The sequence below is a fragment of the Proteus genomosp. 6 genome (assembly GCF_040139785.1).
GTDB lineage: Bacteria > Pseudomonadota > Gammaproteobacteria > Enterobacterales > Enterobacteriaceae > Proteus.
Map to the genome: position 1 here is coordinate 284,662 of NZ_JBEEVJ010000005.1, position 17,084 is coordinate 301,745.

14 protein-coding genes and 1 pseudogene are annotated in these 17,084 nt (G+C 35.1%); 10 read left to right on the plus strand and 5 right to left on the minus strand.

Annotated elements, in window-relative coordinates:
- Positions 1-131: 131 nt before the first annotated feature.
- Positions 132-563 (minus strand): helix-turn-helix domain-containing protein, encoded by a 432-nt coding sequence (locus ABN212_RS08895; RefSeq protein ID WP_180949070.1) that lies wholly within the window; start codon positions 561-563, stop codon positions 132-134.
- A 201-nt stretch (positions 564-764) separates the two neighbouring features.
- Here ABN212_RS08895 and ddlA point away from each other — a divergent pair, with 201 nt between their 5' ends.
- A complete protein-coding gene (gene ddlA / locus ABN212_RS08900) occupies positions 765-1,865 on the plus strand; it encodes a D-alanine--D-alanine ligase (RefSeq protein WP_198619508.1) in 1,101 nt (366 codons plus the stop codon).
- A gap of 25 nt (positions 1,866-1,890) precedes the next feature.
- Positions 1,891-2,277: a VOC family protein gene (locus ABN212_RS08905; protein ID WP_102086718.1), complete on the plus strand. Its 387-nt coding sequence runs from the start codon at positions 1,891-1,893 to the stop codon at positions 2,275-2,277.
- A 56-nt stretch (positions 2,278-2,333) separates the two neighbouring features.
- On the opposite strand, the pseudogene ABN212_RS08910 reads toward ABN212_RS08905, so the two are convergent.
- Positions 2,334-2,579, minus strand: a pseudogene (locus tag ABN212_RS08910) (EamA family transporter); the annotation flags it as partial.
- Between the two features lie 211 nt (positions 2,580-2,790).
- Entirely contained in the window at positions 2,791-3,879 is a 1,089-nt protein-coding gene (locus ABN212_RS08915; RefSeq protein ID WP_102086719.1) for an alpha/beta hydrolase family protein, read from the minus strand.
- 551 nt (positions 3,880-4,430) lie between these two features.
- On the opposite strand from ABN212_RS08915, the gene ABN212_RS08920 reads away from it, so the two are divergent.
- From ABN212_RS08920 to ABN212_RS08935, 4 genes are all read left to right on the plus strand, one after another.
- Positions 4,431-4,808 (plus strand): lysozyme inhibitor LprI family protein, encoded by a 378-nt coding sequence (locus tag ABN212_RS08920; RefSeq protein WP_102086720.1) that lies wholly within the window; start codon positions 4,431-4,433, stop codon positions 4,806-4,808.
- A 207-nt stretch (positions 4,809-5,015) separates the two neighbouring features.
- Entirely contained in the window at positions 5,016-5,549 is a 534-nt protein-coding gene (locus ABN212_RS08925) for a carbapenem self-resistance protein CarG family protein (protein WP_349443130.1), read from the plus strand.
- A 216-nt stretch (positions 5,550-5,765) separates the two neighbouring features.
- A complete protein-coding gene (locus ABN212_RS08930) occupies positions 5,766-6,566 on the plus strand; it encodes a MetQ/NlpA family lipoprotein (protein WP_102086722.1) in 801 nt (266 codons plus the stop codon).
- 283 nt (positions 6,567-6,849) lie between these two features.
- Positions 6,850-8,133 carry a cystathionine gamma-synthase family protein gene (locus tag ABN212_RS08935; protein ID WP_349443131.1) on the plus strand — a complete coding sequence of 428 codons (1,284 nt, stop codon included), beginning with the start codon at positions 6,850-6,852 and terminating at the stop codon, positions 8,131-8,133.
- A 65-nt stretch (positions 8,134-8,198) separates the two neighbouring features.
- Here the strand turns inward: ABN212_RS08935 and ABN212_RS08940 are convergent, their stop codons facing one another.
- A complete protein-coding gene (locus ABN212_RS08940) occupies positions 8,199-8,756 on the minus strand; it encodes a GNAT family N-acetyltransferase (RefSeq protein WP_102086725.1) in 558 nt (185 codons plus the stop codon).
- 287 nt (positions 8,757-9,043) lie between these two features.
- Between ABN212_RS08940 and ABN212_RS08945 the strand changes: the two genes are divergently transcribed.
- Entirely contained in the window at positions 9,044-9,823 is a 780-nt protein-coding gene (locus tag ABN212_RS08945; RefSeq protein ID WP_232799492.1) for a helix-turn-helix domain-containing protein, read from the plus strand.
- Between the two features lie 174 nt (positions 9,824-9,997).
- Complete coding sequence (nifJ, locus tag ABN212_RS08950) at positions 9,998-13,552, plus strand: pyruvate:ferredoxin (flavodoxin) oxidoreductase (RefSeq protein ID WP_349443132.1); 3,555 nt, start codon at positions 9,998-10,000, stop codon at positions 13,550-13,552.
- A 76-nt stretch (positions 13,553-13,628) separates the two neighbouring features.
- Here the strand turns inward: nifJ and ydeE are convergent, their stop codons facing one another.
- Entirely contained in the window at positions 13,629-14,816 is a 1,188-nt protein-coding gene (gene ydeE / locus ABN212_RS08955) for an efflux MFS transporter YdeE (protein ID WP_349443133.1), read from the minus strand.
- 305 nt (positions 14,817-15,121) lie between these two features.
- Here ydeE and accA point away from each other — a divergent pair, with 305 nt between their 5' ends.
- Positions 15,122-16,084 (plus strand): acetyl-CoA carboxylase carboxyl transferase subunit alpha, encoded by a 963-nt coding sequence (gene accA / locus ABN212_RS08960; protein ID WP_100158242.1) that lies wholly within the window; start codon positions 15,122-15,124, stop codon positions 16,082-16,084.
- A gap of 78 nt (positions 16,085-16,162) precedes the next feature.
- Entirely contained in the window at positions 16,163-17,053 is an 891-nt protein-coding gene (locus ABN212_RS08965; RefSeq protein WP_349443136.1) for a LysR family transcriptional regulator, read from the plus strand.
- The last annotated feature ends 31 nt before the right edge of the window (positions 17,054-17,084 follow it).

The following is a 17,084-nucleotide window of genomic DNA, read 5'->3' on the forward strand; positions in this document are numbered from 1 at the left end:
TCCACTGATACAAATAAAGAAAGAATTTGTATCATACAACTTGAAGTTAACTTCAAGTCAATAGAAAGGCAGTTTGATCAAGATTGTTTTTAATATATTGTTTTTATTATTAAAAATGAAAATTGTGTCGATTATTCAAGCAGTCGTTTCTTATTCTTTTCTAAACTTAATGCGAGATCATCTTGAAAATGCTTGCACTGAAAGTGATTCTTTTCAGGACAAAATAAAATATGCTCTAATCCATCTCGTAACTGAATTAATTCACTAATTTTAATATCAATTTCTTCAATTTTTGAGCGCACCATATTTCTATCAATTTCAGGTACTTTTTGATTAAGACTCAGTTGGGCTATTTCATCTAAAGAAAAATGAGCTTGTTGTGCCAAAGAGATTAACGCTAAACGAGTCAGAACATCTCTATGATATACGCGCTTAAGTCCTTTGCGACCTATCGAATGAATAAGCCCTTTTTTCTCATAATAACGGATCGCGGAAGAGGCGAGTCCCGTTGCTTTTGCAACTTCAGTAATATCCATCTCAATCGGTTGTTTTATATCAGTCATGGCATTACTCTTTTTCTATAGCATGGTCATCGTTAGAGAAACTCTATAACTTGAAATAGTGATGTTTTAACACTCTAAATCATAGAATTTCATCATTTTATCGTAATTTTTCGCAGATAAGAACTATCCACCTACATTGGGAGTTTTTATCATGATATATTGCTACCTATTCGCTATAGCTGTCCTATAAAAGGTTAGAAAATGAGTAAATTAAGAGTCGCTATTATTTTTGGTGGTAAATCCACAGAACATCAAGTTTCATTACAGTCAGCAAAAAACATTATTAATGAATTAGATCGAACGAAATTCGACCTTTGCTTAATCGGTATTAATGAACAAGGTCAGTGGCATGAATATTCAGAAACTGATTATTTACTAAATAGCGATAATCCTAAAACTATTTCATTAAGCAAACCTTTAAGAGCGGTTGCTATTATTCCTGGTAGTGTAAAAAACCAATTTATTTCACTTGAAGATGGCCAGGCATTACCTCAAATTGATGTTGTATTCCCAATTGTCCATGGTGCGTACGGTGAAGATGGAACACTCCAAGGCTTATTACACATGATTGATATGCCTTATGTAGGACCAAATATCATGAGTTCAGCTGCTTGTATGGACAAAGATATTACTAAACGCCTACTTGATGGTGCCGGATTAGCGGTTGCGCCATTTATTACTATTATGGCGCATCAAATTAATGATATTCCTTACAACGAAATGGTTCGTCAATTAGGACTTCCTTTATTTATTAAGCCTGCAAACCTAGGTTCTTCTGTAGGAATTAGCAAAGTTAATAATGAAGAAGAATTCAACGCTGCATTAGCAATGGCTTTTGAATACGATCTTAAAGTGATTGTTGAAAGTGCTATTGTAGGTCGTGAAATAGAGTGTGCTGTTTTAGGTAATGAGGATCCAGAAGTTAGCCCTTGTGGTGAAATCGTATTAAACGATGCTTTCTATGCCTATAATACAAAATATATCGATGAAGACGGTGCTAGAGTCGTTGTCCCTGCGGTAATGGAAGAAAATACGAGTGTGAATATTCGCCAAGTTGCATTAAAAGCATACCGTGTTCTTAATTGCTTAGGTATGGCTCGTGTAGATGTGTTCTTAACTCAAGATAATCGTGTTGTGATCAATGAAATAAACACACTACCTGGTTTTACCAATATTAGTATGTATCCAAAATTATGGCAGAGTGCAGGTTTAGGCTATCAATCATTAATTACTAAATTAATTGAGTTAGCACTAGATCACCATAGAAAAACGGCTGTTTTAAAAACGAAGTGTGAACTTTAATTGATGTATAAAAAGTGAGAGCTTGATGAAAATTACACACCTTGATCATTTGGTATTAACGGTTGCTGATATTCAGATGACCTGTGATTTTTATCACCGCGTATTAGGCTTTAACGTTATTACGTTTAAAGAAGGACGCAAAGCACTCACTTTTGGTTCTCAAAAAATAAATCTTCATCAATTAGGAAAGGAATTTCTTCCCAAAGCAGCAAAACCAACCGCCGGTTCGGCTGATTTGTGTTTTTTAACACAAACACCGTTATCAGAGATTATTGAGCATTTAAATCAGCAAGGTGTAGAGATAGAAGAAGGGCCAGTTCCTAGAACGGGTGCAACTGGCGCTATTATGTCGGTTTATTTACGTGATCCTGATAATAACTTGCTTGAAGTTGCCAATTTAATTGAAGAATAAAACACGCGAAATAACCCTATTTAGCGTGTTTTTTAGTTTTTTAAAGCAAGCTTTAATTAAGCATATTTTCTTGAGCCAGCGACACAAAAAATAACACCAATGGTGACTAACAACATCAATAAATTGACAGATTCATGAAGTAATACAGCGGCTAAACCTAAGCCAAAGAATGGTTGTAATAATTGAAGTTGTCCTACTGCCGCGATCCCACCTTGTGATAATCCTTTGTACCAAAATATAAAGCCAATCAACATACTAAAAAGCGAGACATAGCCTAAGCCTACCCATGCTGAAACACTAATATTACAAATATCTGTTGCAACCGCTGAGCCTTATGCCACAACGACCAATATCCCTCATGCAATTCGTATTGCACTAGCTTCAATTGATATTAATTTATTGCGTGATGCATTAATAAAAATCAGAGAAATCATTGAGTATCAAATTGATTTATAATATATTTTTACACTTTAACGCCTAAGGAGAAACTCTCATTTAGGCGTTATTTACATTTTATTTTAAATTTGTATTCCTATTTTCACATTTAAAATCAATGTAATCAGAAGATATTGTCGTCTCTTCAGTGATCCACGATGTTAAGTAATTTAAAGCATCTGGGGAATAACTATCTTGTCCTTGATAAATGAAAAGCATCTGCTTCCACCAAGGCCATTGATTATCTAACTGGTAATTAAAGAAAGGCGCTTTTAATAAACCATGAGAAGCATTGGGGAATAGGGTGACTGTTTTATCTACATGATTTCCTAATAGTGTTCTATATAAACATGCGTTTTTTGGAGCATCGACATTAAGATCTAACTCACCAAACATAGCCAGTACCCGCCCATTCATGTGCGGTAAATATTGAGATGAATCACTTAAATAGTTTTGAACAACAAAATAGAAACGATCGTCAGACATATCTCCTTGCGCTGAAATATCATGGTTACCATTAATACCAAACACACGATCATTTTGTTGCAGTTGCTCTGAGACTCTTCGAGAAATTTCATTATCATCAATATTGTCGGCTTTTAAACGTACTTGCTGATAATAAACGCCTTGAGCTCGCCAATTCACAGCTCCACCAATAATAACGGAAAAATCAGGTTTAGATTGCGTCGCTGCAATAGGGATAACCCATCCAGCCTGTGAAAATCCTAAATAACCAACTTTAATATCTGTATGAGTAAATTTTTTTTGAATAATTTTTAATGCTATTTGTGCTTCATCTGCTCTATCTTGCATAGATTGAAGCAACCAATTTCCTTGGCTCTCTCCTACACCGGCTTTATCCCATGTATACACACCAATGCCAGAATCCAGCAAGCTATTAATTAATGGCAAATATCCACTATTTGAAAAGCGATCTTGAGCACCATCACCATGAACAAAAATAGCAACTGCTTTTATATTATTCTGATTAGGTAAAATTAATGTTCCAGATAAAGTATCTGTTTTAGAAGTAAAATTAATCGGGGTTATCGCTAAGGCATGATCATCCAATTCAAAATCAGAATACTGGCCACGACTAATGATGATCACAAAAAGAAGTACAATAAATCCTAAATAAAACCAAATTGATTTGAAACATTTTTTCATATCTTGAAAAATCCACTATGGGTGTAGACCCGTGAGTAATATAAATAAATCATTTATGTCTCTATTTCATATAATATGTACCAATTAGACTGGTTAGTCTAATTAATTAAAATGATTTTATTAAAATTTGCTTAAATAGAAACTGGTAAGACGAGTTACTTATTAAAGTAAAATTGATTAGATATTTTCAATAAACGTGATTCACTACAAAAAAACAAACAATAGAATATAACTACTGTTTTACTTAGTTTTTTTACAAATGACATTTATTGTTAAAGAAAAGAGATATTGAGTTATCATTTTTTTAAATTTTTATTAAATAGATATTCTCTCTAAACAAAATATCAGTATAATTACTCAAGGTTAAATATTGTTGTCTAAATCGGATTATCTAAAATAGAGTATTTTTGCGTTATCTTCACGTAATTGTCATGTAAGAAATATTGCTAAAATGATAAATGGCTTACTTTGTTTTTATCTTTTAAATTAAGTAGTAAAGGAATGAAGTAAATATCTTTAGCGATATTTTTAATCAAAAAACGGACGGTGTGATGAAAAAACTTATCCTATTCGGTGCAATATCTGGCGGTATACTATTTTGGTCTATACATTTACAAGCAGATAATTTTGATTGTCGAAATGCGGCAACTCAAACTGAAATTAATCAATGTGTACATCAAGATTTTCAGCAAAAAGATGAAGAACTTAACCATATTTATCAACAATATTACGCTAAATTAGACGGTGATCGAAAAGATCAGCTTAAACAAGCCCAGTTGGTTTGGATTAATTTTAGAGACCTCTCTTGCCAATATGAAGCTGACTATTATCAAGGTGGTAGTTTAGCACCAATGGTATATAGCAGTTGTTTAAAAGATAAAACAAAAGAAAGAATTAGCGACCTTAAAAATTATATTGCTCTATATTAAAGAAAAATGTTCAATCTAAAAAAATATAACCACTAAAAATATATTCTTTTTATAATAGTCAAATAAGTATAGTGGTTATCATGAAAATAGTTTATAAATGATATAAATGTAAATTTTGTATTATTTTGAAACATAAAACCCCTTGACTAATCACTGTTACAAAGTAGTCTGATGTGCAAGTAATAAGCAAAAAAAGAAGTGAATTCAATGAAGAATATATTAAAACTTGGGCTAGGATTACTTTTTTTATCGTTGCCATTTGCTTCAACAGCAGTAGATATTAAACTTGAATATGGAGTAAATCTTATCGATTTTAATGGTGATGGTGTTCCTGATGTTGTCGTTAAATCTAGACGAGCATTAAATGATTCAACCTCTGTTGATCTGGCAACGGTTTATATCAAAGGAAGTGATCAAAAGGTTTATATTGTTCCGTCCATATATGCTAATGCTTTGAGTCTTTTTAACAATAAGATTAAAGGTACAGATATCACCATCTCTGATTTCAAATTTATTGAGAAAAAAAATCACGTTGTATTGTTAAGTGCTGAAAAAGTAGGAAACAACCTACAAAAAGCCACTCCAATCCGCTTTTCAAGTTATTCTATTTTAGAAAATAAAAAAGGTGATGAAATTCAATTTAAATGGCAATTTAATAGCTATTGTGTAACTGAATCATCTTATCTTAGTGTAGAAGATGCGTATTCTGATAATTGTATAAAAAAAATTATTAATGAATAAATCTACAATTAAATAACAAACACATCATATTATGATGTGTTGTTTTTTGTTTTATAAAACAACACATTGTGTAAATATAAATAATATTCCTTTCTTTATATGCATTGGGTACTTGTATCATTTCTTGTTCCTTGTTATTAATCTACTGTTAGGATATTTCTTAATCAAAATGATTTTTATGGCGCTGTTTTATCAAAGTCTGTTTAAGAGGAAGATATGAAGGAAATTATTACAGGTTTACTTCTAGCCTCAATATCACTATTTACTGTATCTTGCTCACAAGAAGATACACATAAAGTAAAAGTGGCAATTAATACAGGGCCTGATCAAGTGATTTGGGATGAAGTAATTCGTTTAGCGAAATTAACTGAAGGGTTAGATGTTGAGATTGTTGCTTTTAATGATTATGTTCAGCCTAATAAGGCATTGAACGATAAAGAAGTTGATGCGAATGTATTTCAATCAATTCCTTATCTTCAAGCTCAAATAAAAGAACATGGCTACCAATTTCATATTGCCAGCAAAACGTATATCTTTCCTTTAGCCGCATACTCTAAAAAAATTAGCGATATAAATGAATTAAAGTCTGGTGATGTCGTTGCAATTTCAAATGAAGTCAGCATGAAAGGGCGTGCCCTTTTATTACTCGCAGAAAATCATCTCATTACTCTTAATGATGATGTTGGTTTCACGCCAACAGTAGATGACATTATCTATAACGCAAAAGAAATCACTTTTGTTGAAGTCGACACACCTAAGCTGACTGAAGCATTAAATGATCCAAATATCACAATGGCTATAATCAACAATAATTTTTCATCTCAAGTTGGGCTCATTGCGACTCGTGATGGGCTGATCTTAGAAACTAAAAATTCACCTTATGCTAATGTTGTTGTTACGCGTGAAGATAACAAAAATGATGAAAATATAAAAAAACTGGTTTCAGTTCTGCATTCAAGACAAATCGAGTTAAAATTCAAAGAAATGTATAAAGGTGATGCGGTAAGAGCTTGGTAACCGCCCTTAACTTAAAGGTAAAAAGAGGCACTCATTCTTTTTATCTTTAAGTTTATCCTACTGTTTTTTCCTTCTTTTTAACTAGAATAATCAACTTTTATCTAGTCAAATCACCTTGATTAAATATCACTCAACAAATAGAACCTTTTATTTAACGTTATTTTTATGTTTAAACGCGTTATGTTTATATAACTACTGGTTTTTATTCTATATAAAACATTCTAACAACATGAATTTTTTTCAGTATGATAAAGATCCTTCATTAAACATAAGAAATAAAAAAATGACTGACTCTCAACTGAAAAAACAATATATCGGCGAGCATAAACTCTCACCAGAAACACTAATGATGAGTTATGGCTATGATCCATTACTCTCTGAAGGCTCAGTTAAACCACCTGTATTTTTAACATCCACCTTTATTTTTAAAAGTGCTGAAGAGGGTAAAGCTTTTTTTGATACCGTAAGTGGTAGAAAACCTTTACCAGAAGGTGAAAAAGCCGGTTTAGTTTATTCTCGCTTTAATCAACCTAATAGTGAAATTGTTGAAGACAGACTGGCGGTTTATGAAAATACGCAATCTTGTGTATTATTTTCATCAGGAATGTCCGCAATTACCACAACATTAATGGCATTAACGCAGCCCGGTGATGTTATTTTACATTCACAGCCACTTTATGGCGGAACTGAAACGTTAATTGCCAAAACACTTGCTAAATTTGGGATCCAAGCCACACCATTTACTGATGGGCTAAACCGTTCACTTATTCAAGAACAAGCAGATAAAGCCTGTCAAAAAGGGCGTGTATCCGTTATTTTTGCAGAAACTCCCGCAAACCCAACTAATTCATTAGTCGATATTGAAGCATTAAAAAACGTTGCTGATCAATTAGAAAAAGTGCAAGGCTATCGTCCTATTATTGTCTGCGATAACACATTACTTGGCCCTGTATATCAACATCCGATAGAACAAGGTGCTGATATCTCAGTCTATTCTTTAACTAAATATGTTGGTGGGCATTCAGATTTAGTCGCTGGTGCCGCAATGGGCTCTCGTGAACTTATTAATCAAATCAGATTATTAAGAGGAGCAATAGGGACACAACTGGATCCGCATTCTTGCTGGATGCTAGGCCGTTCTTTAGAAACGTTACAAATTAGAATGGAAAAAGCCAATCAGAATGCATTATTAGTTGCAGAGTTTCTGCGTGATCATGAAAAAGTAAAAACAATTCATTATTTACCTTTTGCTGATAAAAATTCTGTTGAAGCCCAGCTTTTTGCTAAACAATGTACAGGTGCGGGATCAACTTTCTCATTTGATATTGTAGGTGGAGAAAGTGAAGCTTTCCGTTTTCTTAATGCAATGAAAATTTTTAAACTTGCAGTAAGTCTGGGGGGAACGGAATCTCTAGCATGTCATCCAGGTTCAACAACGCATTCGGGTGTACCAATAACATTACGACATAGCATTGGCATTCAAGACACCACTATTCGTTTATCTATTGGGATAGAAAATCCACAAGATTTAATTGCTGATTTATCCCAAGCATTAGCAAGTGCTTAATTAAATTGCCCTGTTAATATTAAAAAACACCAGATAATGTGAATTTCACACTCTGGTGTTTTGTTTTAATAGACTTGTTTTTGGATTTCAATCCACTCATCTTTAGTTAAGCGGCAAATATTTTCAATTTTCACTTCATCTAAAAATTCTGCGTACTGTTCTTCAATGACGTGATGGAATTTAAATCCACATTTTTCTTGTGTTTTTTGTGATTTCTCATTATCAGCGAAATAGCCACACCATAAATTATCTAATTCCAGTGTTTCAAAGCTATACCGACTGATTTCTTTTACGGCTTCTGGTATTAAACCTTTGCCCCAAAATGGAACACCAATCCAATAAGAAACTTCAGCATCATTATCCCCAATAGGGAAATTACTCTCATTTGCGAAAGATAATCCAACTAAGCCTATGACAAGATCATCATCAATTAACGTAACGGCATAAACATCATCACGCATAAATATAGTACGAATAATTTCGGCACTTTCTTCAACACTTCTATGCACTGGCCAACCTGCAATTGGGCCAACGCGTTCATCTTTTGCATATTGATACAAACTTGACGCATCAGAAAGTTTCCATGGTCGTAATATAAGTCTCTCTGTTTTTAATATTTTCATTTCAATAACTTCTCTTAGTTTTCAAATATTCTGCAAATTATCTTACGTCTTTAAGATGTATGTATTCTAAAGAAAACAACTAAAAAACCGAATGTCATAAAAGAGGTAAAATCGGTACTTTTGACAACTAAATGAGAGGGGATACTTGTTATTACGTTCAATATCGTCAAATATAAAAACATAAAGTGGGTTAAGTCAGGAGCAAAAGAGGTAATGGATTTATGCTGAACCAAGTATTGTCACAACTTAATACTTCACCGCAATATGCCATTATGGGTGAAAGTAATATGATGAATGAAATAGGTTATCCTTTACCATTATCCTATATCGTAGTCATGATTTGCTTAGAAGGGAGGGCGGTAATCAATATTAGTTTTCAAAAACAGGTGATCAAAGCGAATGATATTCTTATTTTAGGCGATGATATGATGGCGGTTTTGAGTCGAAAATCAGCGAATTTTCGCTTATTCTATTGTTTTCTCGATAAATCTTTTGCTTCAGAAATTGCTTATTCTCTTTCAAATACTTTATTTGCTTTTCTCCATGACAACCCTATTTGCCATCCACATAAAGAACAATATGAAGCCTTAAATAGATGGATTCAACAATTAACACATATAGATAGCAGTTATTCTGAACACAGAAAATTAATGTTAAAAAACCACTTACAAAATCTCTTTTTTGCTATTACTGAATCAATACCCGCTCATTTCTCTATCGCCAAAAAAGAATTTAGTCGTAAAGAAAAGCTCTGCTGGCAGTTTTGGGAATTGATTGGCAAGCATTGTTTAGCACATAGGGAGGTGGTTTTTTATGCAAATCAGCTTAACATTACACCGTTTTATTTATCTCAAATAACAAAGCAATTCTTTAATGATGCGCCTAAAGCTTTGATTAATCGTCAAGTTATCCTTGAAATAAAGGCGTTATTAATGCGCACTTCGCTGTCGGTAAATGAATTATCAGTGAAGCTCCATTTTGATGATCCCTCTTATTTATGCCGATACTTTAAAAGAGAAACGGGTAATTCTTTATCTGGTTACCGTAAACAACACCAACGACAATAAAACTATTATTTAATTCATTGTTAAATAACAATTTTATTTATTTGCCAATGTTGACTAAAATCATCTAATTGGCAAATAAATCGCTCTTGAGCCACAAATACGATAATTCCTTGTAATTAATTTCTGCTAATTTCAAAAGCATAAGAAAAAAGATCAACAACAAAGGTAATTATTGTGAGTCATAAACTGCACCCTTATATCACAACAGATGCTAACCAAGCTGTTGCTTCTATCGCTTATCGCTTAAATGAAGTTATTGCTATTTATCCCATAACACCTAGCTCGACGATGGCGGAATATGCTGATCGTTGGGCAGTTGCTCACCAGCCCAATCTTTGGGGGGATATACCTCGATTAATGGAAATGCAATCCGAAGGCGGTGCGATAGCAACGGTTCATGGTGCATTACAAACAGGTGCGTTAGCCACCACATTTACCTCATCTCAGGGATTATTATTAATGATCCCATCACTTTATAAAATAGCAGGGGAATTAACGCCTTTTGTATTGCATGTCGCTGCACGTACTGTCGCAACACATGCTTTGTCTATTTTTGGTGATCATTCGGATGTAATGGCAATACGACAAACGGGCTGTGCGCTACTTTGTGCCAATAGTGTGCAAGAAGCGCAAGACTTTGCGGTGATTGCGCAGATAGCAACGCTCAATAGCCGTATTCCATTTGTTCATTTTTTTGATGGATTTAGAACATCACATGAAATGAATAAAATAATGTCTATTTCTGATGATGAACTCAAACAGCTTATTCCATATTCTGCGATTGAAGCTCATCGCCAACGTGCATTATCGCCAGAATCGCCTGTGATAAGAGGAACTTCCGCCAATCCTGATACTTATTTTCAAGCTAGAGAAGCCTCGAACCCTTGGTATAACAGTGGTTATCAACATGTTGAAGAGGCAATGAATTTATTTGCCAAAGTGACTGGGCGTACTTATCAGCCATTTGAATATTATGGGCACCCTCAAGCTACACGAATTATTGTTCTAATGGGTTCAGCCGCGGGTCCTTGTAAAGAAGTTATTGATATGCTCAATACGCAAGGCGAGAAACTCGGCTTACTTTGTGTACACCTTTATCGCCCATTTTCGGCGTGTCATTTTCTTGATGCTATTCCAAATTCAGTTGAGTCTATTGCTGTTCTTGATAGAACTAAAGAGCCAGGCGCACAGGCTGAACCTCTCTATCTTGATGTTATTACGGCATTTGCCGAAGCCTATCATCAAGGTGAACGTGAAATATTGCCTCTGACTATTTCTGGTCGTTATGGATTATCTTCAAAAGAATTCGATCCAGATTGTGTTATGGCTGTGTTTAAAGAATTACAGCAATCTAAACCTAAACGTCGGTTCACTGTTGGTATTTATGATGATGTAACACATTTATCAATTATGCCTATGGATGCCAAATTACCTGAACATCATAAACTTAGCGCACTCTTTTATGGATTAGGTAGTGATGGTTCTGTTTCTGCGACTAAGAATAATATTAATATTATTGGTAGCAACACACCGTTATATGCCCAAGGCTATTTTGTTTATGACTCAAAAAAAGCGGGTGGATTAACTGTTTCTCATTTAAGGATCAGTCAAACGCCTATTAACTCAACTTACCTCATTAAACAGGCTGATTTTATTGGTTGTCACCAATGGCAGTTTATTGATAAATACCAAATTGTTGAGAAATTAAAAGTAGGGGGCACACTTCTATTAAATACCCCTTATTCAGCGCCAACCGTTTGGGCTAAATTACCGCAAGAAGTTCAAGCGCTACTTATTGAAAAAGAAGCGCGCATCTATGTTATTAATGCTTATAAGATTGCGCGTGAATGCCAATTAGGCGCACGAATTAATACCATAATGCAAACAGCATTTTTCCACTTAACATCTCTTTTCCCTGCCGAAAAGATAAATGATTATCTGCATAAGACAATTATTAAAAGTTATCAAAATAAAGGCGAAGCATTGGTCAATGCGAACTTAATGGCGATTTCACAAACATTGTCTGCATTAGAGCGCGTTCCTGTTGGGGCTGTATTAACCGAAAGTCCTTATAAATCCCCGATTGTCGCTGATAATGCGCCTGATTTTGTCAAAACAGTCACCGCCATAATGATAGCAGGGCTTGGTGATAGTTTACCTGTTTCGGCATTTCCACCTGATGGCACATGGCCAACTGGCACAACACAATGGGAAAAACGTAATATTGCTGAATTTATTCCTGTCTGGAAACCGTCTTTATGTACACAGTGCAACTATTGCGTTGCCGCTTGTCCTCATGCTGCTATTCGCGCTAAAGTGACCAAGCCTAGCCTGTTAGAAAATGCACCAATAACCCTTGAAAAACTTCCTGTAAAATCTCGTGAAATGAAAGGGTTAGACTATATTTTACAAGTTGCACCTGAAGATTGTACTGGCTGTAACTTATGCTATGAAGTTTGCCCAGCCAAAGACAGACAAGATCCAAACATCAGGGCGATCAATATGATTGAAAAGCTTGGTGTATTAGAACAAGAAAAACAAAACTTCAATTTCTTCAATCAATTACCTGATTTACATCCTTCTGAATTAGAAAAAATAGATATCAGGACATCACAATTAATTACGCCACTATTTGAATATTCAGGTGCATGTTCTGGCTGTGGTGAAACCGCCTATATTAAATTATTAACTCAGCTTTATGGCGATGAATTATTAATTGCAAATGCCACAGGGTGTTCATCTATTTACGGTGGTAATCTCCCAACCACACCCTATACCACAAACAGAGAAGGCAGAGGGCCTGCTTGGGCTAACTCCTTGTTTGAAGATAATGCCGAATTTGGTCTAGGTTTTCGTCTCACCTTAGATCAGCATAAAAAACGTGTTGAGCGCTTATTAAATCGATTTGCAACAGAAATACCCGCTTCACTTTATCAAACGTTGACTGATACGAATAATTCTAATCAGGATAAACGCAATGGAATTAATGAGTTATCCACCTTATTAGGTCACAGTAGTGATCCACTAGCCAAAGAGTTACTCCATGATGCGCACTATTTAATGCAAAAATCTGTATGGATGGTTGGCGGTGACGGTTGGGCTTATGATATTGGTTTTGGCGGACTTGATCATGTATTGAGTAGCGGTGAAAACGTTAATGTACTGGTGTTAGATACACAATGTTATTCCAATACTGGTGGACAACAATCTAAAGCAACCCCAATGGGCGCTATTACTAAATTTGGTGAGGATGGAAAAAATAAAGCTCGCAAAGATTTGGGTATCACCATGATGATGTATGGCAACATTTATGTTGCTCAAATCGCTATTGGTGCTCAAATGAACCAAACTATTAAAGCCATTCAAGAAGCGGAGGCCTATCAAGGACCTTCACTGATTATTGCTTATAGTCCTTGTGAAGAGCATGGTTATGACTTGGCCTTTAGCTATGAACAAATGAAGCAACTGACTGCATCAGGTTTCTGGCCTCTCTATCGATTTGATCCTCGCCGTGAACAAGAGGGCAAAAATCCGTTAACGCTAGATTCAAGAGCTCCTAACCAAGTCGCTTCTGCGGTGTTAAATAAAGAGCAACGTTTTAGTCGACTATTTAAAATCTATCCTGATAAAGCAATGGCATTAGCGAATCAAGCACAACGTAATATTGAAAAGAAATATGCTTTACTTAATCTATTGGCAGAAAAAAGCATAAAGTCAGAGACTGAATAAACTATAAATCCCACTCGGCTAAAAATCATAACCACTCGTAAGATGGGGGGTTATGATTTTATTAATACCTAATATATTAAACAGATATCATTTTATTTCGGCTGGCATTCATACCTTGGATCATACAAAACCAAGCCAATGCAGAAACCACCATTAAAATAGCGAATAAAGAGGCGGGCGGAAATGCAGTTAAAATAAAACCACTGGCAAGTGGATTAAGTGCCGCATCTAACCAACCGAGTGACTGTGCAGAGAAATAACTTGCTTTCATTCCTAACGGTGCAATGTTATCAATCATCATATACTCGCCTGGTGCATAAATTAATTCACCAAAGGTAAACACAGCGATAGCTAGTGCCCAAAAGATTAAATTGTCACCAGCAAACATAAAGCCAAGTAAGCCTGTCATAAAAAATAACGTACCTAATGTCATTAATTTACGTAGCCTTTCTGCGGTAACATGTTTACCCACTATATATTGTAAAGAGACTACAATGGCAGCGTTTACAGGTAATACCACGGCGATAACAGACTCTGCTAATTTTGCATCGTAAACCACTAAAATATATTGCGAAATACATGAGGCAAAAGAGCCAAACGTTAATGTACCGAAAAAAGTTGAGAGTACAAACCAACTTAATGCTCTATCTTTTAGCATTATTTTCGGATCCCATTTCACACTATTTTCTTCATCTGTATTCACCGCTTTTGAGCGTTGAACAAAAACTTGGATCATAAATAGTGGAAATGTTGCCGAAATAGCCGCAAGCCAGAAAGGTAATTGTGTTCCATACATTAATAATAAGGTGCCGATAGGGGGCCCCACCGTCCATCCCATATTGATAAAGGTATAGTTTAGAGAGAATATTTTAGGTTTTGCTGAAACTGATAAGGTTTCGGCAAAATACGCTTTTAATACGGTTGAAAACACTAAATAAGAGCAGTTAATCACAGAAAAAAAGATAACGACTAAAATAGTGCTATGAACAAGAGGGATTGCAGCAAATCCAAAAATAAACGTTAGAATTGCAAGGATCATATAACGTTTTTTCTCAAATTTATCAGCAAGCATGCCAAAGCCAAGGCTGAAGAAAATCCCCGTTGTTAATGCAATAGACATGGCAATACCAATATCATCGACAGGTAATTGATACTCCCTCGACAAATAGATAGCCATAAACGGTAATGTTGCACCTCTTCCTATTGTAAGAAGAAGTGATGAAAATAGCAGTGCAGCTGTTGAGCGTGTTTTTTTTGAGAACATATTATCTTTATTCTAATTATTTGTATTTTATGGCGTGTTTTATAATTCGTACGATTTTTTACGGGTGAAAAAAAGAACAAATTCGCACTGTATATTAATACATAACTTAGTAATTACTGTATAGCTTAAAGTCAGAAAAAAAGCTCTTTTTGATCTTATCTTTTTTCTTGCTGATCTTGTTGTAATGTTCAATTATCCCATTTTTGATAATAGTGTTTATCAAATTCCAATCTATTAACACATTGTTATTTTTTCTAAACTGAGCCAATCATTGTTTTATTTACTGAATTAAATCTGAGGTCGTTATGTCTTTTATTCATCTTGAATTTGAAAAACCTATTGTTGAATTAGACGAAAAAATAGATGCATTGCTCACCTTTAAGCAATCTCAAGATGAACCAACAGGTATTAATTTAGATGAAGAAATCGCACGTTTAAGGCAAAAAAGCCTTTCGCTGACAAAATCTATTTTTACTGATTTAGGTGCTTGGGAAATTGTGCAACTCGCTCGTCACCCAATGCGTCCATATACCCTTGACTATATTAAAGCGGTTTTTACTGATTTTCAGGAGTTGGCGGGTGATAGAGCTTATGCCGATGATAAAGCGATTGTTGCGGGTTTAGCGCGTTTAGACAAAATGCCAGTTATGGTGATTGGGCAGCAAAAAGGGCGTGATACAAAAGAGAAAATTCTTCGCAATTTTGGTATGCCGTCACCAGAAGGTTATAGAAAAGCATTACGTTTAATGAAAATGGCGGAGCGCTTTCATCTACCCGTAATTATTTTTATTGATTCTGCGGGAGCGTACCCTGGTGTTGGTGCTGAAGAGCGCGGACAAGCTGAAGCTATCGCACGTAATATTCTTGAAATGTCACGATTAAAAACACCTATTATTTGCACTATTACTGGTGAAGGATTTTCTGGAGGTGCGCTAGCTATTGGTGTTGGTGATAAAGTTAATATGCTGCAATACAGTACTTATGCAGCAATTTCACCAGAAGGCTGTGCATCTATTCTGTGGAAAAGTTCTGATAAAGCGCCAATTGCGGCAGAAACCATGGGAATGACAGCACCTAAATTACAATCATTAGGTATTATCGACGCCATTATTCCAGAGCCATTAGGTGGAGCTCATCGAGATCATCAACAAGCTGCCGAATTTCTTAAACAACAGTTATTAACTGACTTAGCCTTATTAAAAAGCTATTCAACCGAAGAACTTTTAGATAAACGCTATCAAAAACTCATGTCTCATGGTTACTGTTAATTATTAACGAGTGAAAAGAAAATGAATGATACACTGCCTATATTGAGTAATAGAAATACAGTAGGCAGTGAATTATTTATGCAAATCGATCTTAATTTATTACGTATTTTTTCTGCCGTAGCAGAGCAAGGGCAATTTGCAGCAGCAGCTCGGCTATTATCTATGCCTACCTCAAATATCAGTCGTGCAATTAAACAGCTTGAACAGCAACTCAATTGTAAACTTATTGATAGAACAACTCGAAAAATGCGCCTTACTGAACAAGGCAAAATACTCTATCAGCAAGGAATAAAAACCTTAACTGAATTAGACAATGTTGTAAGCAATATCACTAGTGATGGACCATTAACGGGTACTTTCCGTTTAACTATTCCGAGTGAATATGGCAGTGAGCTACTTGGTGATATTTTGGCTGATTTTGCTGCACTTCATCCTAATTTACTTATTCAATGTGATACCCAACTAATGCCAAGAAATATCATCGATGATGATATTGATTTACTGTTAACTTTTCATCGTGGAAATTTAGCGGATAGTAGCTATCACTCACGCTTAATTAAATCATGGCGCAGTATTGTTGTGGCATCTAATGAATTATTAGAAAAAACAGGAATACCCACACATATTGAACAATTAAGCAAAATGCCTTGTATTTCTAGCTTAAGCGCACTAGAAGGGCAACCTTGGATATTTATGGATGAAGATAAAAAGCCAATCAGAGTAACCATTAATAGTAATTATCGAGTAAACAGTGCCATATTAGCAAAATCAGCAGTATTAAAAGGATTGGGATTTGCTATTTTAGCTGAGCATTGCTGCCTTGATATGATTAAAGAAGGGAAGTTACGAGCTATCGAGTTTCCTCAACAACCCGCAACGATTAACTTAGTGGCAATATATGCAACTCGTAGCACACTCTCACGTAGGGGTCGTCTCAGAATTCGGAAAATAAAGCACGCTAAGGCGTAGTCACCCCGTGACTCCCCCGCGCCGATGCAGC

Excerpts from the sequence above, each read along its gene's own strand:
- ABN212_RS08895 (WP_180949070.1), bottom strand. The coding sequence starts at position 563 with ATGACTGATATAAAACAACCGATTGAGATGGATATTACTGAAGTTGCA.
- ddlA (WP_198619508.1), top strand. The coding sequence starts at position 765 with ATGAGTAAATTAAGAGTCGCTATTATTTTTGGTGGTAAATCCACAGAA.
- ABN212_RS08905 (WP_102086718.1), top strand. The coding sequence starts at position 1,891 with ATGAAAATTACACACCTTGATCATTTGGTATTAACGGTTGCTGATATT.
- ABN212_RS08915 (WP_102086719.1), bottom strand. The coding sequence starts at position 3,879 with ATGAAAAAATGTTTCAAATCAATTTGGTTTTATTTAGGATTTATTGTA.
- ABN212_RS08920 (WP_102086720.1), top strand. The coding sequence starts at position 4,431 with ATGAAAAAACTTATCCTATTCGGTGCAATATCTGGCGGTATACTATTT.
- ABN212_RS08925 (WP_349443130.1), top strand. The coding sequence starts at position 5,016 with ATGAAGAATATATTAAAACTTGGGCTAGGATTACTTTTTTTATCGTTG.
- ABN212_RS08930 (WP_102086722.1), top strand. The coding sequence starts at position 5,766 with ATGAAGGAAATTATTACAGGTTTACTTCTAGCCTCAATATCACTATTT.
- ABN212_RS08935 (WP_349443131.1), top strand. The coding sequence starts at position 6,850 with ATGACTGACTCTCAACTGAAAAAACAATATATCGGCGAGCATAAACTC.
- ABN212_RS08940 (WP_102086725.1), bottom strand. The coding sequence starts at position 8,756 with ATGAAAATATTAAAAACAGAGAGACTTATATTACGACCATGGAAACTT.
- ABN212_RS08945 (WP_232799492.1), top strand. The coding sequence starts at position 9,044 with ATGATGAATGAAATAGGTTATCCTTTACCATTATCCTATATCGTAGTC.
- ydeE (WP_349443133.1), bottom strand. The coding sequence starts at position 14,816 with ATGTTCTCAAAAAAAACACGCTCAACAGCTGCACTGCTATTTTCATCA.
- accA (WP_100158242.1), top strand. The coding sequence starts at position 15,122 with ATGTCTTTTATTCATCTTGAATTTGAAAAACCTATTGTTGAATTAGAC.
- ABN212_RS08965 (WP_349443136.1), top strand. The coding sequence starts at position 16,163 with ATGCAAATCGATCTTAATTTATTACGTATTTTTTCTGCCGTAGCAGAG.